The 19,388-nt window shown below is 63.7% G+C and carries 16 protein-coding genes and 1 riboswitch; of the genes, 9 read left to right on the top strand and 7 right to left on the bottom strand.

Annotation, left to right across the window (positions count from 1 at the left end; translation table 11 throughout):
• Nucleotides 1-73: 73 nt before the first annotated feature.
• Nucleotides 74-1,558 carry an MFS transporter gene (locus U1R88_RS05370; protein WP_322430307.1) on the top strand — a complete coding sequence of 495 codons (1,485 nt, stop codon included), beginning with the start codon at nucleotides 74-76 and terminating at the stop codon, nucleotides 1,556-1,558.
• A gap of 66 nt (nucleotides 1,559-1,624) precedes the next feature.
• Here U1R88_RS05370 and U1R88_RS05365 read toward each other — a convergent pair whose 3' ends face one another.
• Nucleotides 1,625-2,743: a 2'-deoxycytidine 5'-triphosphate deaminase gene (locus U1R88_RS05365; RefSeq protein WP_322430306.1), complete on the bottom strand. Its 1,119-nt coding sequence runs from the start codon at nucleotides 2,741-2,743 to the stop codon at nucleotides 1,625-1,627.
• A gap of 91 nt (nucleotides 2,744-2,834) precedes the next feature.
• A riboswitch (SAM riboswitch) is annotated at nucleotides 2,835-2,914 on the top strand.
• 36 nt (nucleotides 2,915-2,950) lie between these two features.
• Between U1R88_RS05365 and U1R88_RS05360 the strand changes: the two genes are divergently transcribed.
• The 8 genes from U1R88_RS05360 to U1R88_RS05325 all read left to right on the top strand — a co-directional run bounded on the left by U1R88_RS05360 (nucleotide 2,951) and on the right by U1R88_RS05325 (nucleotide 12,854).
• Nucleotides 2,951-4,159 (top strand): O-succinylhomoserine sulfhydrylase, encoded by a 1,209-nt coding sequence (locus U1R88_RS05360; protein ID WP_322430305.1) that lies wholly within the window; start codon nucleotides 2,951-2,953, stop codon nucleotides 4,157-4,159.
• A gap of 103 nt (nucleotides 4,160-4,262) precedes the next feature.
• Nucleotides 4,263-5,264, top strand: a complete 1,002-nt coding sequence (xdhC, locus tag U1R88_RS05355; RefSeq protein WP_322430304.1) for a xanthine dehydrogenase accessory protein XdhC — start codon at nucleotides 4,263-4,265, stop codon at nucleotides 5,262-5,264.
• Between the two features lie 231 nt (nucleotides 5,265-5,495).
• Nucleotides 5,496-7,016 (top strand): ABC transporter ATP-binding protein, encoded by a 1,521-nt coding sequence (locus U1R88_RS05350; protein ID WP_322430303.1) that lies wholly within the window; start codon nucleotides 5,496-5,498, stop codon nucleotides 7,014-7,016.
• Nucleotides 7,006-8,076 carry an ABC transporter permease gene (locus U1R88_RS05345; protein WP_068296170.1) on the top strand — a complete coding sequence of 357 codons (1,071 nt, stop codon included), beginning with the start codon at nucleotides 7,006-7,008 and terminating at the stop codon, nucleotides 8,074-8,076. The genes U1R88_RS05350 and U1R88_RS05345 overlap by 11 nt, the downstream gene beginning before the upstream one ends.
• Complete coding sequence (locus tag U1R88_RS05340; RefSeq protein WP_322430302.1) at nucleotides 8,076-9,011, top strand: ABC transporter permease; 936 nt, start codon at nucleotides 8,076-8,078, stop codon at nucleotides 9,009-9,011. The genes U1R88_RS05345 and U1R88_RS05340 overlap by 1 nt, the downstream gene beginning before the upstream one ends.
• A gap of 72 nt (nucleotides 9,012-9,083) precedes the next feature.
• Nucleotides 9,084-10,163 (top strand): BMP family ABC transporter substrate-binding protein, encoded by a 1,080-nt coding sequence (locus tag U1R88_RS05335; protein ID WP_322430301.1) that lies wholly within the window; start codon nucleotides 9,084-9,086, stop codon nucleotides 10,161-10,163.
• Between the two features lie 269 nt (nucleotides 10,164-10,432).
• Entirely contained in the window at nucleotides 10,433-11,704 is a 1,272-nt protein-coding gene (locus U1R88_RS05330) for a M20 family metallo-hydrolase (RefSeq protein WP_322430300.1), read from the top strand.
• A 268-nt stretch (nucleotides 11,705-11,972) separates the two neighbouring features.
• Nucleotides 11,973-12,854, top strand: a complete 882-nt coding sequence (locus U1R88_RS05325) for an EamA family transporter (RefSeq protein ID WP_322430299.1) — start codon at nucleotides 11,973-11,975, stop codon at nucleotides 12,852-12,854.
• Between the two features lie 141 nt (nucleotides 12,855-12,995).
• Here U1R88_RS05325 and U1R88_RS05320 read toward each other — a convergent pair whose 3' ends face one another.
• The 6 genes from U1R88_RS05320 to rimO form a co-directional block, all read right to left on the bottom strand.
• Entirely contained in the window at nucleotides 12,996-13,790 is a 795-nt protein-coding gene (locus U1R88_RS05320) for an amino acid ABC transporter ATP-binding protein (protein ID WP_322430298.1), read from the bottom strand.
• A 14-nt stretch (nucleotides 13,791-13,804) separates the two neighbouring features.
• A complete protein-coding gene (locus U1R88_RS05315; protein WP_322430297.1) occupies nucleotides 13,805-14,440 on the bottom strand; it encodes an amino acid ABC transporter permease in 636 nt (211 codons plus the stop codon).
• Nucleotides 14,441-14,444: 4 nt separating this feature from the next.
• Entirely contained in the window at nucleotides 14,445-15,113 is a 669-nt protein-coding gene (locus tag U1R88_RS05310) for an amino acid ABC transporter permease (RefSeq protein WP_322430296.1), read from the bottom strand.
• A 107-nt stretch (nucleotides 15,114-15,220) separates the two neighbouring features.
• A complete protein-coding gene (locus U1R88_RS05305) occupies nucleotides 15,221-16,093 on the bottom strand; it encodes a transporter substrate-binding domain-containing protein (RefSeq protein ID WP_068296187.1) in 873 nt (290 codons plus the stop codon).
• A gap of 213 nt (nucleotides 16,094-16,306) precedes the next feature.
• A complete protein-coding gene (gene ampC, locus U1R88_RS05300) occupies nucleotides 16,307-17,506 on the bottom strand; it encodes a class C beta-lactamase (protein WP_425545381.1) in 1,200 nt (399 codons plus the stop codon).
• 404 nt (nucleotides 17,507-17,910) lie between these two features.
• The gene (gene rimO / locus U1R88_RS05295) at nucleotides 17,911-19,263 is read right to left on the bottom strand and encodes a 30S ribosomal protein S12 methylthiotransferase RimO (RefSeq protein ID WP_322430295.1); all 1,353 of its coding nucleotides are present in this window, start codon (nucleotides 19,261-19,263) and stop codon (nucleotides 17,911-17,913) included.
• Nucleotides 19,264-19,388: the final 125 nt, after the last annotated feature.

Raw genomic sequence — 19,388 nt, 5'->3', positions numbered from 1 at the left:
CCATAGAGCAATGATTACGCTTGATATTTTCAGAAATAAAATCTTTCGTGGCAGCGTCACGGCAACCGCTGGCATGACCTTCGGTATGTATGGCACCCTTTTCCTGCTGCCGCTGTTCTGGCAGGAAGCTGGGCGGCTCAGCCCGACGATGGCGGGCCTTGCTTTGATGCCGATGGCCGCGGTGTTCGTCCTGGTTTCGCCCTTTTCCGGCTTTCTGGGCCGAAGGCTCGGTACGCGTATGATGACCGGCGGCGGAGTGGCCATCATCGGTTGCGGCCTGTTGTCGATCGCGGCAGGCGCCCATCATGTCTCGATCCTGCCGGCCGAAATGGGCCTGGGCTTGACCGGCCTCGGCATGGGCATGGCGACCGGCTTTGCCAAGCTGACCATGCTTCAGGAGCTGCAGTTCAGCGAGACGGTCTATGGCCTCGGCGCTGGCGTGTTCTTCCTCGGCTATTTCTTCTTCGAAGTGCCGAGCAACATGCTGCTCGAGCGGATCGGCGCCAAGCGGACGCTGGCTCGCATCACCATCGGCTGGGGCATCATCTGCGTATTGATGATGTTCGTCACCAAGCCCTGGCAGTTCTACAGCCTGCGCTTCCTGCTCGGCGTGTTCGAGGCCGGTTTCTACCCCGGCGTCATCCTCTATCTCACTTATTGGTTCCCGTCGCTGCGCCGCGCCAAGGTCTTTGGCCTGTTCATGTCGGCCTCGGCCCTGGCCGGTGTCCTGGGCGGCCCGGTTGCCGGTACCATCATGACCCAACTCGGCGGCGTGAACGGTTGGGCGGGCTGGCAGTGGGTGTTCCTGCTGGAAGGCATCCCATCCATCCTGGCCGGCCTGGCAACCCTCTGTTATCTGACCGACAGGCCCGAGCATGCCCATTGGTTGAGCGCCGACGAGCGGCACCTGCTGATCGGCGATCTGGAGCGTGACCGCCAGGCGCTCGGTCATCGTGAGCACAGCGTGCTGCAGTCGCTGAAGAACCCGATCGTCTGGAAGTTCATCGCCATCTTCTTCTGCATCATCATGGCCAATTCCGCGCTGACCTTTTTCGGCCCCACCATCGTGCGGGAGGTCGGCTTCACCAATTCGGCCACGGTGGGCTGGATCATGGCGGCGATCTATGCCTGCGGCGCCGCCGGCATGATCTCCAACGGCATCCATTCCGACCGTGCCAACGAGGAGCGCTACCATTGCGGCCTGGCGGCGTTGGCCGGGGCGGTCGGTCTCACCGTCCTCGGCTTCGTGGTGCCGGGCAGTGCGCCGATCGCCTTGCTGGCCCTGGGGTTGGCCGTCGTCGGCACGATGTCGGCGATCCCGGTGTTCTGGCAGATACCCAACCACTTCCTGGCCGGTTCGGCCGCCGCCGTCGGCATCGCCCTGATCAATTCGGTGGCCAATCTCGCCGGCTTCGGCGCCCCTTATCTGATGAGGTATCTCAAGGATGCCGGTGCCATATCGAACGGCCTGTGGATCGTCGCAGTGGTCGAGGCGGCCACCTTCCTGCTGATCGTGAAATTCGTCGCGCGCTTCGAACGACGCTCGAAGCCGGCCTGACCTTGTCAATGCCATCGAACGAAAAAGGGCGGCTCCAGCGGGCCGCCCTTTTTCACGTGGCGAGACCTATCGGAAATGCTTGGACAGCTTCAGCGCCTGGCCCTGATAGTTCGAATTGAGGCCTGAACCGTAGAGGATCTGCGGGCGTTCGAGCATGCGCTCATAGATCAGACGCCCGACGATCTGGCCGTCCTCGACGATGAAGGGAACTTCGCGCGAGCGCACTTCGAGCACTGCCCGGGCCGCCTCCATGCCGTCGGGAGAATAGCCGAAGCCCGGGTCGAAGAAGCCGGCGTAATGCACCCGGAACTCACCCACCAGCGGATCGAACGGCACCATTTCGGCCGCGAATTCCGGCGGTACATGCACGGCTTCCTTGGACGCCAGGATGTAGAACTCGTCCGGGTCGAGGATCATGTCGTTCTTGCCGCGATGCGGGATCGGCTCCCAGAAATCGAGAAGATCGCAGGCTGCACGCTTGTCGACGTCAACAACGGCGGTGTGGCGCTTGGCGCGATAACCGATGATGCCGTCGCCGAAGCCTGTGAGGTCGACGGAGACGGCGACGCCGCCGGCTATGTCCGGATCAGGCGAAGAGACCAGGCCCATGCGGCGCTGCAATTCGCGCAAGGAAGCGTCGTCGATGCGGGCCTCGCCGCGACGAAATCGGATCTGGCTGAGGCGCGAGCCCGTGCGCACCAGCACCGGGAAGGTGCGCGGGCCGATCTCCGCATAGAGCGGGCCGTCATAGCCGGCCTCTACCTGGTCGAAGGCGCGGGCATGGTCGGTGATCACCCGGGTGAAGACATCGAGGCGGCCGGTCGAACTCTTCGGATTGGTGGAGGCAAGAACGCCGTCCGGCATCTTCAGGCTTTCCAGCAGGGGCACGATGTAGACACAGCCCGTCTCCAGTACGGCGCCTTTGGTCAGGTCGATCTCGTGCAGGGCAAGGTCGGCGATGCGCTCGGCCACGGTGCTGCGCGGCCCCGGCAGGAAGCTGGCCCGCATGCGGTAGGCCTTGGCGCCCAGGCGCAGGTCGAGGCTGGCCGGCTGGATCTGGTCGGCGGCCAGAGGCTGCTCGATGCGGACGGCACCCGCCTCGACCAGCCCGGCAATCGCCTGGGAGGGCAGGATGCCATGGCTATGCAGGATGCCTTGAGAATGCAGGATGTTCGCGGACGGCATGGCTCTCGCTTTTTGCTGCCAGTTATGGCGTATCTCGGTCTTGCTAGACGAAACCATGCATTGACGCCATCGGGGAGTAGGTCTACTCAACAGTCTTCGTCGTGGTGGATTTGGGCCGGCCGGCTTGCAGCCACGTAAAACAACTCGCTAAAGGGCCGTGGGAAAGAGCGCTGGCGCTCGACTTGCGGCTATTCAGGATTGCCGCAGATGACCAAGCCTTTGACTTCAGCACCTTCCACCCGGGAATTGCAGCCGGCGACCCGGCTCGTGCATGCCGGCACGCTGCGCTCGCAATATGCCGAGACCTCGGAGGCGCTGTTCCTCACCCAGGGGTTCGTCTATGAGAGTGCCGAGCAGGCTGAGGCCCGCTTCAAGGGCGAGGATGCCGGCTTCATCTATAGCCGCTTCTCCAATCCCACCGTGGCGATGTTCGAGCAGCGCATGGCGGAACTGGAGGGAGCCGAGGCCGCCCGCGCTACCGCCTCCGGCATGGCGGCCGTCACCGCGACCCTGATCGGCCAGCTCAAGGCGGGCGATCACGTCGTCGCCGCCAAGGCCCTGTTCGGTTCCTGCCGCTATGTCATCGAAGAACTGCTGCCGCGCTTCGGCGTCACCTCGACCCTGGTCGACGGCACCGAGCTTGCCCAGTGGCAGGCGGCCGTGCGGCCGGAGACCAAGGTGTTCTTCCTGGAAAGCCCGACCAATCCCACGCTCGAGATCCTCGACATCGCCGCCATCGCCAAGATCGCCAAGAGCGCCGGCGCCACGCTGGTGGTGGACAATGTCTTCGCCACGCCGCTGCTGCAGAGCCCGCTCGCGCTCGGCGCCGATTGCGTGGTCTATTCGGCCACCAAGCACATCGACGGGCAGGGCCGTTGCCTGGCCGGCGTGATCCTGGCGTCCGAGAAGTTCATCAACGACCACATCCATACCTATCTGCGTCAGACCGGTCCCTCGATCTCGCCCTTCAACGCCTGGGTGATGCTCAAGGGCCTGGAAACGCTGGAACTGCGGGTCGAGCGCCAGATCGCCAATGCGGCGAAGATCGCCGATGCCCTGGCCGCTCACAAGGCGATCGAGCGCGTGATCTATCCCTTCCGCGACGACCATCCGCAGGCCGAACTCGCCCGCCGCCAGATGAAGGCGGGCGGCACGCTGGTGACCTTCGAGGTCAAGGGCGGCAAGGCGGCGGCGTTCAAGGTTGCCAATGCCCTGAAGATCACCCGGATTTCCAACAATCTCGGCGACACCAAGAGCCTGCTCACCCATCCCTCGACCACCACCCATCAGCGCTTCGAGGAAGATGCACGCCTCGGCATGGGTATCCGCCAGGGCATGCTGCGATTCTCCGCCGGCATCGAGAGCGCCGACGACCTGATCGCCGATTTCGAGCAGGCGCTCGACAAGGCCCTGTAATCGGGGCTGGGGCCTGGCGACCAGCCCTGCGAATGGGCTTTGGCCGTGTCCCACTCGGCGCTATCATGCTGGCGTCAAAACCGGCATGGATGCGGGCAGAGCGATGGGGATCTTCGCGACGCTGAAGGCCATGGTCGAGCGCGATGGGCGCGCCGTGCTCGTCACCATCATGGACGTACGTGGTTCGAGCCCGCGCGAGGCGGGGACGCGCATGGCCGTGCGGGCGGACGGCGCCTTTTCCGGCACGGTCGGGGGCGGCACCCTGGAATGGCAGGTGCTTGCCGAAGCACAGGCGCTGCTGTCGGCCGGGGAGGGGCGCCGCATGCGTTCCATGGACAAGGCGCTGGGACCCGACCTCGGCCAATGCTGCGGCGGCCGGGTCGGCCTGATGCTGGAACGCCTGGAGCGGGAGGATCTCGTCTGGTTGAACGATCTCGCGACGCCACCGGCCGGTAGAGGCCGGGTCAGTATCGGCATCCCGCATGACCGGGGCGGCTTCGTGCGTCGTCCCGCCGGCGACGAAGAGGCATTGGGGCTGCTCGCCGGTGCGGCCAGCCGCTTCCTGCCGGACGGCCGCCTGCTCGAAAGACTGGAGCCCGTGAACCCGTCTCTCTATCTGTTCGGAGCCGGCCACGTTGGCAGGGCCCTGATCCTGGCGCTGGCGCCCCTGCCGATCGAGGTGGTCTGGTGCGATTCCCGGCCCGACGCCTTTCCGAGCCATGTGCCTCAGCATGTCGTGCTCCGGCGTGATACCGAGCCTGAGCGTATCCTGGCCGAGGCACCCGATCATGCGCTGATCGTCGTGATGACGCATAGCCATGCGCTCGACCTTGCCATCGTTTCGGCCGCCCTGGCAGCGGACCGCTTCGCCTATGTCGGCGTGATCGGCTCCCAGACCAAGCGGGCTCGCTTCGTCTCGCAATTGCGGCAAGCCAGCCTCGACGAACGCTTGATTGAAGGCATGACCTGCCCGATCGGCATAGCGGGCGTCGAGGGCAAGGAGCCGGCGGTGATCGCGGCTTCCGTCGTGGCCCAGATCTTGCAATTACCCCGTCAGGTCGGCAGTCGGTTGCCGGTCCTGAAAGGTCATCGGCGTCTCGGCTAGAGCAAAACGCGTTCAAGTGTGAACGCTTATTTGCTCTAGTTCATTGGTTCCAAGCCAATCCAAAAGATTGGCTAGAGCGTCTTTGCGATTCGAGGCGATTCCGCCATATCGCAAAACGCTATGGTCCCGGTACGTCGCTGAGTTGGGGAAAAGCTGCGTTACCATGCCTGAACTCTTCGCATCTGCCTTGTTTGCGCCTATGAATTGGGCACGTCCATGAATGTGGCAGCAATGGCAGACGCTCACACGCCCCTGATCGAAGCGAGGGGTATCGTCAAGATCTTCGGCGCGCTGAGAGCGAATGACGGCATCGATCTCAAGATCATGCCGCATGAAATTCACGCTTTGCTAGGCGAGAACGGCGCCGGCAAGTCGACCTTCGTCAAGATTCTCTACGGCCTGCTCCAGCCCAACGAGGGGCAGCTCTTCTGGGAAGGACAACCGATCCAGTTGCCGCGCCCGGCGGTTGCCCGGGCCATGGGCATCGGCATGGTGTTCCAGCATTTCTCGCTATTCGACAATCTCAGCGTGGCCGAGAACGTCGCCCTGGCCCAGCCGCCCGGCACGAAATTGCGGGATGTCGAGGAAGGTATCGCGACAGTGTCTGCTGCCTACGGCCTGCCGCTCGAGCCGCGCCGGCCAGTGCATACGCTTTCGGTGGGAGAGCGTCAGCGCATCGAGATCGTGCGCTGCCTGATGCAGAACCCCAAGCTGCTCATTCTCGACGAGCCGACCTCGGTGCTGACGCCGCAGGAGGCCGACCAGCTTTTCCTCACCCTCGAACGCATCACCGGCGAGGGAAGGGCGGTGCTCTACATCTCCCACCGGCTGGAAGAGGTGAAGCGCCTGTGCCAGACGGCGACCGTGCTGCGCCATGGCAAGCGGGTCGCGACCTGCGATCCGCGCCAGGAAACCGCCGCCAGCCTCGCCCGCATGATGGTGGGAGCCGACGTCGCCATGGTCGAGCATGGTCGGCTCGCCAACCGGGACGGGCCTGTACGCCTGGCATTGAAGGGGCTGAATCTGCCGGCCGAAGACCTGCATGGCACCGCGCTGAAGGAGATTACGCTGAATGCCCGGGGCGGCGAGATTCTCGCCATTGCCGGTGTGGCGGGCAATGGCCAGAGCGAACTCTTCGCAGCCATCTCCGGCGAGCGCACTGTCGGGCCGGAGGCGGTTGCGATCGACGGCAAGCCGGTTGGGGCGCTTGGCGTCACCGAGCGCCGGCGCCTGCGCGCCGCCTTCGTGCCGGAAGAGCGTCTCGGCCATGCGGCGGCACCGCGCATGACACTCTCGCAGAATGCACTGCTGACAGGCCATGCCGCCAATGGCCTAGTGTCCTACGGGATGGTCGACATGCGCAAGGCCTCGGCTGAAGCAGCCAAGATCTCCGGCACGTTCGACGTGCGCAAGGGCAAGCCCGACCCCGAGGCCGGCTCGCTCTCTGGCGGCAACCTGCAGAAATTCGTGGTGGGCCGCGAAATGCTGCGCGAACCCGGCGTATTGGTGGTGAACCAGCCGACCTGGGGCGTGGATGCGGGCGCCGCCGCCTTGATCCGGCAAGCGCTGATCGACCTGTCGCGGCGTGGTGCGGCGGTAGTGGTGATCAGCCAGGATCTCGACGAAATCTTCGAGGTGGCCGACCATATCGCGGTCATCCATCACGGCCGCCTGTCAGCGCCGGAGCCCGTGTCGGCCATGAGTCTGGAGAGGATCGGGCTGCTGATGGGGGGCGCCGATCATGAGGCTTGAACTCGAAAAGCGGGCCGAGCGCTCCATAGGCATGGCTCTGGTCTCGCCGCTCATCGCCATCCTGCTCACGGTGGTTTCGGCAGCCATCATCTTCGCCCTCTATGGCAAGCCGCCCGGCGAGGCGCTCTACGTCTATTTCATCAAGCCGCTGACCGGACTGCGTACCGCCCAGGAACTGGTGGTGCGCGCGACGCCCCTGGTGATGATCGCCGTCGGCCTGTCGCTCTGCTACATCTCCAACAACTGGAACATCGGTGCCGAAGGCCAATACATCATCGGCGCTACGGTGGGCGGGGGCATTGCCCTCATGTTCCAGGGCCAGACGCCGTTCTACGCCGTGCCGCTCATCCTCCTCGGCGGCATCGTCGGCGGTGCGCTCTGGGGCCTGATCCCGGCGATCCTGAAGACGCGCTTCAATACCAACGAGATCCTGACCAGCCTGATGCTGGTCTATATCGCCGACAAGATCCTCGATTATTGCGTGCGCGGCCCCTGGCGCGACCCTGCAGGGCTGAACTTTCCGCTCACCGCCAATTTCGACAATACGCTGCCGGCCTTGTTCCGGCGCAGCCCGATCCATCTTGATTCCATCTTCGCGCTGCTGGTGGTGGCCGCCGCTGCGGTGTTGCTGTGGCGCGGCCTCAAGGGCTTCGAGATCCGCCTTCTCGGGCAGGCACCGCGCGCGGCCCTGTTCGCCGGCTTTTCGCCCAGGAAGATGACCCTGTTCGTCTTTGCGGTCTCGGGCGGCCTTGCCGGGCTCGCCGGCATCAGCGTGGCTGACGGGACGATGGGCCTCCTGCAGCTTCCCTTCGCCAGCGGCTATGGCTTTAGCGCCATCATCGTCGCCTTTCTCGGCCGGCTCAATCCGGTAGGCATCCTGTTCGCCGGCCTGTTGCTGGCGCTGTCCTATCTCGGTGGCGAGGCGGCCCAGATCTCGCTCAAGGTGCCGATCGGCATCACCAGCGTGATCCAGGGGCTGCTGCTGTTCTACGTGCTCGCCTGCGACACGCTCATCCTCTACCGCATCCGTATCGTGCGCGGCGCAGCCAAGGTGGCCTGATGAACCTCACCGAAGCGATCATCCTCACCATCATCACCTCCTCGACGCCCTTCGTGCTCGCCGGCATCGGCGAACTGGTCGTGGAGCGCTCAGGCGTCCTTAATCTCGGGGTCGAGGGCATGATGATCATGGGCACGGTCTCGGGCTTTGCCATTGCCTACATGACCGGCAGCGCGCCGCTCGGCTTTCTTGCTGCTGTCATGGCCGGCATGGTTTTCGCGGCGCTTTTCGCCTTCATGACCCTGGGGCTCGCCGCCAACCAGGTCGCCTCCGGGCTAGCCCTGACCATTCTCGGCCTCGGCCTGTCCGATCTCCTCGGCACCGGTTTTGTCGGGCTCAACCGCGCCAAGATTCCGGCGCTCGACATACCCGGCCTGACCGACATCCCGGTGATCGGGCCTGTCGTTTTCGGTCAGGACGCCTTGGTTTATCTGTCGATCACGCTGGTCGCCGCCGTCTGGTGGTTCCTCTATCGCAGCCGCGGCGGCCTGATCCTGCGGGCCGTTGGCGAGAACCACGTCTCTGCCCATGCGCTGGGCTATCCCGTCCGGCTCATCCGCTTCGGGGCCGTGCTGTTCGGCGGGGCCTGCGCGGGCCTTGGCGGGGCTTATCTCTCCCTGGCCGACACGCCCTTCTGGGGGACGGGCATGACGGCCGGCCGCGGCTGGATCGCCTTGGCGCTGGTGGTGTTCGCGTCCTGGCGCCCCTGGCGACTATTGCTGGGCGCTTATTTCTTCGGGGCCATCTGGATCGGCAATCTGCACATGCAGGCGCTGGGGGGCTCTCTGCCGCACTGGCTGGTCTGGCCGCCGCAATTCTGGACGGGCCTGCCCTATCTGGCCACGGTGATCGTGCTGGTGATGATCTCGGCCGGCAAGGGGCGGCGCGGCGTGGCGCCCGGTTCGCTCGGCACCGCTTTCGTGCCCGATCGCTGATTTCCACTGCCGCCGGGCATGGGCCATGGCCCGGCGTTTCGATCCGTATGGCCCGCCATGAGGGGAAACTCGATGAAAAAAACGATATTGGCAGCCCTGGCCGTTTGCGGCCTCATGGCCGGTGCCGGGGTAACCTCGGCCGGTGCCGAGGAGAAGCTCAAGGTGGGCTTCATCTATGTCGGCCCTGTCGGCGATTTCGGCTGGTCCTACCAGCACGATGTCGGGCGCAAGGCGCTGGTGAAGGCGCTCGGCGACAAGGTCGAGACCACCTATGTCGAGAGCGTGCAGGAAGGCCCCGATGCCCAGCGCGCCATCGAGAACCTCGCCGATTCCGCCCACAAGCTGATCTTTACCACCTCCTTCGGCTACATGGACCCCACCATCAAGGCCGCCAAGAACTTTCCGGACGTGAAGTTCGAGCATGCCACCGGTTTCAAGCGAGCCGAGAATGTCTCGACCTATGCCGGGCGTTTCTATGAAGGGCGCTATGTCGAGGGGGTGATCGCCGCCAAGATGTCCAAGAGCGGCATCGTCGGCTACGTCGCGCCGTTCCCGATCCCCGAAGTGATCTCGGGCATCAATTCCTTCATGCGCGGTGCTCAATCGGTGCGCCCGGACATGAAGATCAAGATCGTCTGGACCTCGAGCTGGTATGATCCCGGCAAGGAAGCGGACGCTTCCAAGGCATTGATCGCGCAGGGCGCCGACATCCTGGCGACCCATACCGACAGTCCCGCCGCCACCCAGGCCGCGGCGGAGAAGGGCATCAACTCCTTCGGCCAGGACTCGGACATGATCGCCTTCGGCCCGAAGACCCAGCTCACCGCCATCATCAATCACTGGGACGACTATTACATCGAGCGCACCAAGGCGGTGCTGGACGGGACCTGGAAGTCGGAAGACACCTGGGAAGGCCTCGACAAGGGCATGGTCAAGATGGCGCCCTACACCAATATGCCCGACGATGTGAAGAAGCTGGCAGAAGAAACCGAAGCTGGACTCAAATCCGGCAAGATCCATCCCTTTACCTGCCCCGTGGTGAACCAGCAGGGCGAGACGGTGGAATGCAAGGGCGGTGACAAGCTCGATGCCTCGCAGATCCTCGGCATGAACTGGTACGTCAAGGGCATCGACGACAAGTTCCCGAACTGATCGGCCATTGCGTGCGCAGGGATCAACACTTGCGTGCGCATCGATCCATGACCTGTCATTGCCGGTCTTTACACTTGACCCGGCAATCCAGCCTGGATCTCGGCGTTGCGCGTGCGGCCTCTGGATAGCCGGGACCAGCCCGGCTATGACAATTCGGAGCGCTTCCGGAATGTCCTGCTGACGAGGCCGACACACGCCATGCCATTTGATCGTACCCGACTCGATGTCGTTCGCCGTTCCCAGACCTTGCTGTCGAGGGAGCAGATGCGTTGATCGAACGGGCGATGGCATTGGGCCGCGAGGCCGAAGGCATGATCCGTGCCCTGGCGATGATCAGTGCCGAGGAAGGGCGCCTGACGCGTCTCTACCTCACTCCGGAGCATCGCCAGGCGGCAGACCTCGTGGCTCGCTGGATGACGGAAACAGGATTGGAAGTCAGCGAGGATGCGCTCGGCACGGTTCGAGGCCGGCTGGCGCCGTCATCGGGAACGCGCAATGCCGTGCAGCGGCTGCTGATCGGCTCGCATATCGACACGGTGATCGATGCCGGTGCCTATGACGGCACGTTCGGCGTCATCGCTGGTATCCTGGCGACGCGCGAGATTGTCCGCAAGCATGGCGCCATGCCCTTCGGCATCGACGTCCTCGCCTTCGGCGATGAGGAGAGCTCTCGCTTCGCGACGACGTTGCTCGGCTCCGAGGCCGTGGCAGGGCGCTTCGATCCGGCAGTCCTGCAGATCGAATCCAGCGACGGCGTCAAGCTGGCGGATGCCTTGCGGCTCTATGGCAAGGATCCGGACGCCATTCCCTCGGCCGCCTATGAGCCCGGCGAGGCGGCGGCCTATGTTGAGGTTCATATCGAGCAGGGCCCGGTGTTGGAGGAGGCCGGCGAGGGGCTCGGTGTCGTCACGGCGATCGCCAGCCAGATACGCTATTCGGTGACGGTCGTGGGCGAAGCCGGCCATGCCGGTACGGTACCGATGGCGCTGCGGCGGGACGCCTTCTCGGCTTGCGCCGAAATGGCGCTTGCGCTCGAACGCCTTGCCGGAAGCCATGCCGATGATTTCATGGTCGGCACCATTGGCAAGCTGAGCCTGTCGCCCGGCGCCTCCAACGTCATTCCGGCCCGAATCGTGTTTACGGTCGATCTGCGTTCTCAGAGTGATGCTAGGCGTGTGGAAGCGATGAACGCCTTGCGCGCGGAGTTCCTCGCCATCGCCGAACGACGCGGTGTTTCGGCCTGGATCGAGCAGACCTATGAGGCCAAGGCGGAGCCTTGTGATCCCGCGCTTCAGGCCGGATTCGCGGCAGCGATCGCTGCCCAGGGCGGCAAGGCGGTTCATTTGCCGTCGGGAGCCGGGCATGACGCTCAGTCGCTGGCCGCGCTCTGTCCGATCGGCATGCTGTTCGTTCGATGCCGCGGCGGCATCAGCCACAATCCTGCGGAATTCACCTCGATTCGCGACATGGGGCTGGCCGTGACGGCGCTGATCGATTTCATCGAGAAGTTCGACCCCTCGCAGGAATCGGCGAAGAATTGAGGGGGGTACTGCCAGGTCATGTAAAAAGATCGAAATGTCCTTTCAAAATTAGATAAATGACCTTCTTTACCTTGCATCAGCTATATATTCCGCTCTGTTGCCCAAATAGAATGATGCCATCCTTCCGAAGCTCGACGATACGGGCGAGAAGGGCGGAGGGGGTGTGAACGTGGATAGGCCTGCTTTTGGTAAGGCCTACAATCATCGTCCAGCCACTCTGCGCTTTGCCGCTTCGATGGTGTAGAAGCACAGCCCTGGGGAGGGGACTTTGCAGGACAATTCAAGCAGCGCGGCGGCAGGGGCCGCCCCATCGACATCGCAGACAGGCCTGGCCCTGCTCATGCTCACATGTTCGATGGTTTCGGTGCAGCTCGGCGCAGCCCTGGCTCATCCCACCATGGCTGAATATGGCCCCTTCGCCACCACCTGGGGCCGGCTGGCCTGGGCCGCGATCATCCTGGGCATCATCGTTCGCCCCGACATCCGCCGCTATCACCGGCGCGAAATTCTGGTTGCCCTGGCGCTGGGAGCGACCATCGCCATGATGACGCTCTTTTTCTTCGTGGCGATCACCCGCGTGCCGCTGGGTCTGGTGGTTGCCATCGAGTTCCTGGGACCGCTGGGCGTCGCCGCTCTCGGCTTTGCCCGCAGCTGGCGCCTGATCTGGCTGGTGTTGGCCTTTGCCGGCGTGCTCTTGCTGGTGCGAAACCAGGCTGGCTGGAGCGTCGACATGCTCGGCTTCCTGTTTGCGATTGCCGCGGGGACCGGCTGGGCTGCCTACATCTTGTTGAGCAAGCGCATCGGCAAAGTGTTCAAGGGACTGGAGGGGCTGGCGATCTCCTTCGCGGCGGCCGCGCTGATATCGACGCCTTTCGGCCTGTACGAAACCGGCTTCACGTTTCCCGGCGGCCTTGCCGCGCAGACGATCGGTTTGGCCGTGCTGACGCCGCTGCTGCCCTATGCCCTCGAAATGATGGCGCTGCGGCGCCTGTCCTCGGCCACCTTCGGGATCTTGATGAGCGCGGAGCCCGGTATCGGCGCGCTGGCCGGATATCTCGTCCTCAATGAGCCGCTTAGCCCGCAGCAGATCGGCGGCATCGCACTCGTGATGATCGCCAGCGCGGGTGCCGTCATCAGCGCGCGGGAGTAGGGGACGGCAATCATACCGCCAGCATAGAGCTTGAATAACCGACTCCGTCATTGCGAGCGAAGCGAAGCAATCCAGGGGCCAAAACCTCTGTGTCTTCAAGCCCCTGGTTTGCTTCGCTTCGCTCGCAATGACGATGAGCCTTTACGTTCCCTGGTGCAGGCCGGCGAAGCGCGCGAGGAAGGCGCGCAGCCGCTCATTCGGCTGCTCGCCGAACACCAGCGCGGGCGGTGCGTCGATCATGATCTTGCCCTGGTCTGTAAACACCACGCGGTCGGCCACTTCACGCGCGAAGGCCATTTCATGGGTCACCAGGATCATGGTGCGCCCCTCGGTCGCCAACTCGCGCACGACGCCGAGGACCTCGCCGACGAGTTCGGGATCGAGGGCGGAGGTGATCTCGTCGAGGAGCAGCACCTTGGGCTCCATCGCCACCGCGCGCGCGATGCCGACGCGCTGCTGCTGCCCGCCGGAGAGCTGTCCCGGCATCGCATCGATCTTCGCCGACAAGCCGACGCGGCCGAGCCATCTCTCGGCAATGCTCCGGGCTTCGGCCTTGCTCTTGCCGCGCGACTTGACCAGGCCCAGCATGATGTTCTGCGCTGCCGTCAGATGCGGAAACAGGTTGAACTGCTGGAACACCATGGCGGCGTCGACGCGAATATGGGCGAGTTCGCGTTCGCTACGCCGCCGCCGCTTGCCATTGGTCTCGCTGAAGCCGACCTCGACCCCGTCGATGCGGACGGATCCCCCGTCATATTCTTCCAGGAAGTTGATGCAACGCAGCAGGGTTGTCTTGCCGCTGCCGGACGGGCCGATGATGGCGATGACCTGGCCTTTCTCGACCGAGAGGTCGACGCCTTTCAGGACCTGCAGGGTCCCGAAAGACTTGGTGAGATTGGCAATCTCGATCACCGGCTGGGGTGCGGCGTTGGACATGGCGGTTCTTCCGATCAGACGAAGCGCTTTTCGAGCCGGCGGCTCAGGGCGGAGAGCGGGAAGTTGATGGCGAAATACAGCAGGGCACCCAGCACATAGAGCGGCAGGGCGACATGGGTGCGGCCGATCACCTGCTGCAGCGAGAGCAGGAGGTCGACGATACCGAGCAGGGATACGAGGGAGGAGCCCTTCACCGTGTCGACCACGCTGTTGATGAAGGGCGGCAGGAAGCGCCGGACAGCCTGTGGAGCGAGGACGTAGACGAAGCGATCGAAGAGGCCGAGGCCGATCGATTGCGCAGCTTCCGTCTGCCCCCTCGGAATGGCCTGGAACGCGCCGCGCGTGATCTCGACGATCTGGGCCGATTTGAAGGCTGTGAGCGCCACGATCGCGGCCAGCAGGCTGGGCAGATTGATGCGCAATGCCGGCAGGCCGTAATAGATGAAATAGAGCAGGACCAGGATCGGCACGCCGCGGACGAAATCGGCATAGAGCCGGATCGGCAGTCGTGCCCAGGCCGGTCCGAAGACCAGCGCACAGCCGAGCGGAATGCCGATCAGCAGGGAAATCACGACCACGGCCGCGGAGACGAAGAGCGTGGTCCACAGGCCGCCGAGCAGGAAGGGGAGCGTTTCGAGAATCATGGACATGGCATCACCGGCTGATGGCATAGCGCCGCTCGGCCAGCCTCAGCAGCAGCAGGATGGCGTAGCTGGTCACCAGATAGATCGGCGTCGCGAGCAGATAGACTTCGACGGTGCGGAAGGTCTGTGTCTCGATCCAGCGCATGCCGTAGGCGAGTTCGGGCACAGCGATGGCGGAGGCGATCGAGGTGTCCTTGAACAAGGAGACATAGGTGTTCGAGAGCGAGGGCAGGGCGATGCGTAGCGCTGTCGGCAGGCGGATGTACCAGAGCACGCCGAAAGGCGTCAGGCCGATGCTCTTGCCCGCTTCGGTCAGGCCCTTTGGCACGGCCTCCAGGCCTGCCCGCAAGACTTCGACGAGATAGGCGCCGGAATAGACGGCAAGCGTGGCCACGAAGGAGGTCGTTGCGCCATATTGCAGGTCGATGGCGCTGGGGATGCCGTAAAAGACCAGATAGACCAGCAGCAGCAGCGGCACGTTGCGGATGAATTCGACATAGAAGCGGATCAGGGGGCGGGCCCAGCGTGGCCCGTCGAGCTGGACCAAGGCGAGGACCAGTCCGATGAGCATGCCGATCGCAATGGTCGCGGCCGCCAGTTCGATGCTCAGCAGCAGCCCCTCGAAGAGCTTGGCCGAATAGCGCCAGACGATGGCGAAGTTGAAGTGATAGTTCATCATGCCGGAGGTCCAGCCATCGTGCGCAATGGAATCCCCGCATCGCCGGTCGGATTCGATACCAAGCCGTACCGGCGATGCTATTGGGAGTTTGCCGGAATAACCGGCACCTAGAAAGTCGGCAGGCCGGGCTTGCGAGCCGGCGGCGTCAGGCCGAAATAGTCGCGCAGCGCTGCATCATAGATCTCGTTCTGGTGGCCATGGATCGCCACGCCGAAGGTCGTGTTGACGAAATGAAGCCAGTCCGGGTCGCCCTGGCGAACAGCGGCACCGTAGAGCATGGCGTTCCAGGATTTGCCGGCATCGAAATATTTGTCGGGATGGCGCTTGGCGAGCCACCAGACGTTGGACAGATCGACGGCGGCGGCGTCCACGCGCTTGGAATCCAGGGCAAGCACCACGTTGGGCTGGCTGTCGAGCTGCATCACCGTCGCTTCGGGCAGCACCTTCTTGACCGTTTCCTCCGCATCGACGTTCTGCAGGATGGAAATGCGTGCGGAGGAGCCGGCCTTGAGGAGGTCGTCGAAGGTCTTCTTGTCGCTGTCGGGGCGCGTCAGCAAGGCTACGCCCTCGACGTAATAGGGGCGCGAATAGGCGACGAGCTGGGCCCGGGCGGGTGAGATCGTCATGAACTGGATGACGACGTCGACCTTGCCGGTGTTGATGTTGGGCACGCGCTGGGCGGCATCCTGCCGCACGAATTCGATCTTGCTGGCATCGTCGAACAGGCCCTTGGCGAGGATCTTGGCCATGGCGATGTCCATCCCGGTGAGCTCGCCCTTCTCGTCTTCGAAATGCCAGGGCGCATTGGTCGAGCCGGTACCGACGATCAGGTGGCCGCGATCGAGTATGGTGCGGAGCAGGCTGTCGGACGAGGCCTGTGCTGCTGCCTGCCGGGCGGAGCCGACGACGCTTGCCAGGGCCAGGCCACCGAGCAGGCCGCCCTTGACCAGATTCCGTCTGGTTTCGGCGAAGTCTTCCATAGTGCTGTACTCCCCGTTGTTTGGATGCGATATTTCATTATTATGTTATAATAGGCATAGTTATGGTATTAATGGTCTCCGGGAGTGTCAAGATGGATATCGGCCGGCGGTTGTGGCTCTCCGGTTTCGGCGGAAGGACAAACGGCACGAAAAAGCCCTGCACCGCGGAGGTGCAGGGCGCTGTCGAGCTGTCGCAGGAATGACGAGTGCGTCTCAGGGCTTGGACGCCGGCCTTTTCTGGCCGTCGAGTGCGCTCAGGATCTGCCAGGCCGCCTTGATCCGATCCGGAATGGGATAGTTTTTGTTGGCCAGGATCGCGATGCCGATGCCCCTGGCCGGCACATAGGCGACATAACCTCCAAAGCCGTTGGTGGAGCCGGTCTTGTTGAACAGCATGTCACGCCGAGCCGGCTGTGGCGGCATGAGCTTGTGCGCCTCATGCGGTTCGAAAGCCATCTTGGCCGAGTTTCCGGCGAGCAGGCGCTCGAGCGTGGTTGGATAACTGTACATCTCCCATCCGAGCCCCTGCTGCATCACGCCTACCTTATAGTAGCCGACATGCGTGGCGGCGATAGCGCGCCGGAGCGTTTCATCCAGCCGGGACCCATTGATATTGGCCTCGACGAAGCGGATGAGGTCGGTCGCCGTCGTCTTGATGCCATAGGCCTCGGCATCCATGGGGCCTGGCGACACCCGGATGGGCCTGCCATCCTTGGTAAGGCCCCAGGCATAGTCGGCCATCCGCTCCTGCGGTACCCTGACATAGGTGTTGGGGAGGCCGAGCAGGGGCAGCAACTCCGTCTGCATGAGATCGTCGAAGGGCTTTCCCATCGCCCCTGCGGCGAGGTAGCCGAACAGGCCGATGCTCGGATTGGAATAGAGCCTGTGGGTGCCGGGCGGGAAGGCCGGGTGCCATGCCTTGTAATAGGCGATCATCCTGGCATCGCCGGTGACCCCGTCCGGGAACTGCAAGGGCAGGCCGCCGGCCGTATAAGTCGCAAGGTCGAGCAGGCTGACATTTTCGAGGCCGCTGCCGGCAAGGGCCGGCAATCTCTGCCCCGCCTTGTCCGATAGGGAGAAGGCGCCACGGGCCACGCCATAGGCTGCGAGGGTAGCCGTGAAGGTCTTGCTGATCGAGCCCATCTCGAAAAGCGTTGAATCCGTGACCTTCTGTCCGCCTTCCTGCGAGGCAAGGCCATAATTGAAGATGAATTGCTTGCCGTCGGCGATGACGGCAACGGCCATGCCGGGAATGGCATTGCGTTCCATCAGAGGCTTGATCGTGCCATCGACGACATGCTGGAGGCGATCCTGCCCAAGGAATGTCTGAGCCCATGCCGACGCGGCGACGAGCATGGACGCCGCAAATGTGGACATGGCGACAAACCGCCCGTGCGACAACGAGGAATTCATTCCCAACTCCATTTTCGGGTTGTGTCCCGGAAGAGGCTCGCATCGTCGGCGCTTTCCTGCGCCGCCGATCGTTTGCTCGCTGGGACCCGGATAGGAGTAAATCAGGCCGGTGCCAAACGATGAATAGTTGGATTGGGCATGAGAAAATCTTGGCCTCAGAGGCGACGTTGCACGCCATCGTGGCCTGATTGAGCGCTGGATATAAGTTTCCCTCTCAGTATTGCCATGAGAGCCGAGGCGTTTCATGCCGCCGAAAATGCCGGGATGAGGCCGATCCGGTAGATGCAAGAGACCACGATTTCAGTTGCCGCGGATCGCCTAAAGGCGTGCAGGATCCCCGGCGGGTCGTATCGCCAAATTCGCGGTGGCAGGTTGGTTGGGTAGGAGCGTAGGACCGTCTGTGGTCAGACCGCGATGCCGTGCAGGTCGTAGGCGTCCGAGCGCTCGATCTTCACGGTAATGATGTCACCCACGCGCAGCGGGCGGCGGCTGGCGACGTAGACGGCGCCGTCGATCTCCGGCGCGTCGGCCATGGAGCGGCCCTTGGCGACGGTCGGCCCGGTCTCGTCGATGATGACGGACAGGCGCTTGCCGACCTTGTTCTTCAGCTTGCGGATCGAGATCTGCTGCTGGGTTTCCATGAAGCGGCGATGGCGCTGCTTCTTTACCTCGTCCGGCACCGGCATCAGGCCAAGGTCATTGGCGGTGGCGCCGGCCACGGGCTCATATTCGAAGCAGCCGACGCGATCGAGCTGGGCTTCGCGCAGCCAGTCGAGCAGCAGTTCGAAATCCTCGTCGGTCTCGCCGGGGAAGCCGACGATGAAGGTGGAGCGCAGGGTGATGTCGGGGCAGATCTCGCGCCATTTATGGATGCGCTCCAACACCTTCTCCCGGTTGCCGGGGCGACGCATCGCCTTCAGCACCGTCGGGGAGGCGTGCTGGAAGGGGATGTCGAGATAGGGCAGGATCTTGCGTTCGGCCATCAGCGGGATGACGTCGTCGACATGCGGGTAGGGGTAGACATAGTGCATGCGTACCCAGACCCCGAGCTCGCCGAGAGCCTTGGAGAGATCGTAGAATTTCGCCTTCAGAGGCTCGCCCTGCCAGGGGCTCTCGGCGTAGCGGATGTCGACGCCATAGGCCGAGGTGTCCTGGCTGATCACCAGCAATTCCTTGACGCCGGCCTTTACCAGCTTCTCGGCCTCGCGCATCACATCCGCAGCCGGACGGGAGACGAGATCGCCGCGCAGCTTGGGGATGATGCAGAAGCTGCAGCGATTGTTGCAACCCTCTGAAATCTTTAAGTAAGCGTAGTGCCGTGGTGTGAGTTTTAGGCCCTGCGGCGGCACCAGATCCGTATAGGGATCATGCGCCGGAGGCGCGGCCTTGTGCACGGCCTCGACCACCGTCTCATATTGCTGAGGGCCGGTGACGGCGAAGACGTTGGGGAACTTCTCCAGGATCGGATCGGGCTCGGCGCCCATGCAGCCGGTGACGATCACCTTGCCGTTCTCGGCCATGGCATCACCGATGGCGCCGAGGGATTCCGCCTTGGCTGAATCGAGGAAGCCGCAGGTGTTGACGATGACGAGGTCGGCGCCCTTGTGGTTGCGGGTGATGCCGTAGCCCTCAGCCCGCAGTTGGGTGAGGATGCGCTCGGAATCGACTAGGGCCTTGGGGCAACCCAGCGAGACATAGGAGACCGTCGGGGCCGTCTTGCCCTCGGCCGTCTCTTGCGCTGCTTCGATCACCGCCATGTCCGCTTTCTTTCCGTCTGTCTCATGAAACGCGTTCCTTTGCGCCAAGACGGGCCGGAATGCAATTGCGGAGTGAGCATGGCAGGCAATTGCGCCTGGTCTTCAGAGCGACCGGAAGCACCCAG

The sequence above is a fragment of the Labrys sedimenti genome (genome assembly GCF_034424805.1).
Lineage (GTDB): Bacteria > Pseudomonadota > Alphaproteobacteria > Rhizobiales > Labraceae > Labrys > Labrys sedimenti.
The sequence above is the reverse complement of the archived record's forward strand: the minus strand, read 5'-3'. Positions and strand labels throughout refer to the sequence as shown.

Excerpts from the sequence above, each read along its gene's own strand:
- xdhC (WP_322430304.1), top strand. The coding sequence starts at position 4,263 with ATGGGGATCTTCGCGACGCTGAAGGCCATGGTCGAGCGCGATGGGCGC.
- U1R88_RS05320 (WP_322430298.1), bottom strand. The coding sequence starts at position 13,790 with ATGTCCAACGCCGCACCCCAGCCGGTGATCGAGATTGCCAATCTCACC.
- U1R88_RS05360 (WP_322430305.1), top strand. The coding sequence starts at position 2,951 with ATGACCAAGCCTTTGACTTCAGCACCTTCCACCCGGGAATTGCAGCCG.
- U1R88_RS05365 (WP_322430306.1), bottom strand. The coding sequence starts at position 2,743 with ATGCCGTCCGCGAACATCCTGCATTCTCAAGGCATCCTGCATAGCCAT.
- U1R88_RS05370 (WP_322430307.1), top strand. The coding sequence starts at position 74 with ATGACCTTCGGTATGTATGGCACCCTTTTCCTGCTGCCGCTGTTCTGG.
- U1R88_RS05305 (WP_068296187.1), bottom strand. The coding sequence starts at position 16,093 with ATGGAAGACTTCGCCGAAACCAGACGGAATCTGGTCAAGGGCGGCCTG.
- U1R88_RS05335 (WP_322430301.1), top strand. The coding sequence starts at position 9,084 with ATGAAAAAAACGATATTGGCAGCCCTGGCCGTTTGCGGCCTCATGGCC.
- U1R88_RS05340 (WP_322430302.1), top strand. The coding sequence starts at position 8,076 with ATGAACCTCACCGAAGCGATCATCCTCACCATCATCACCTCCTCGACG.
- U1R88_RS05315 (WP_322430297.1), bottom strand. The coding sequence starts at position 14,440 with ATGTCCATGATTCTCGAAACGCTCCCCTTCCTGCTCGGCGGCCTGTGG.
- U1R88_RS05345 (WP_068296170.1), top strand. The coding sequence starts at position 7,006 with ATGAGGCTTGAACTCGAAAAGCGGGCCGAGCGCTCCATAGGCATGGCT.
- U1R88_RS05350 (WP_322430303.1), top strand. The coding sequence starts at position 5,496 with ATGGCAGACGCTCACACGCCCCTGATCGAAGCGAGGGGTATCGTCAAG.
- ampC (WP_425545381.1), bottom strand. The coding sequence starts at position 17,506 with ATGAATTCCTCGTTGTCGCACGGGCGGTTTGTCGCCATGTCCACATTT.
- U1R88_RS05310 (WP_322430296.1), bottom strand. The coding sequence starts at position 15,113 with ATGATGAACTATCACTTCAACTTCGCCATCGTCTGGCGCTATTCGGCC.
- rimO (WP_322430295.1), bottom strand. The coding sequence starts at position 19,263 with ATGGCGGTGATCGAAGCAGCGCAAGAGACGGCCGAGGGCAAGACGGCC.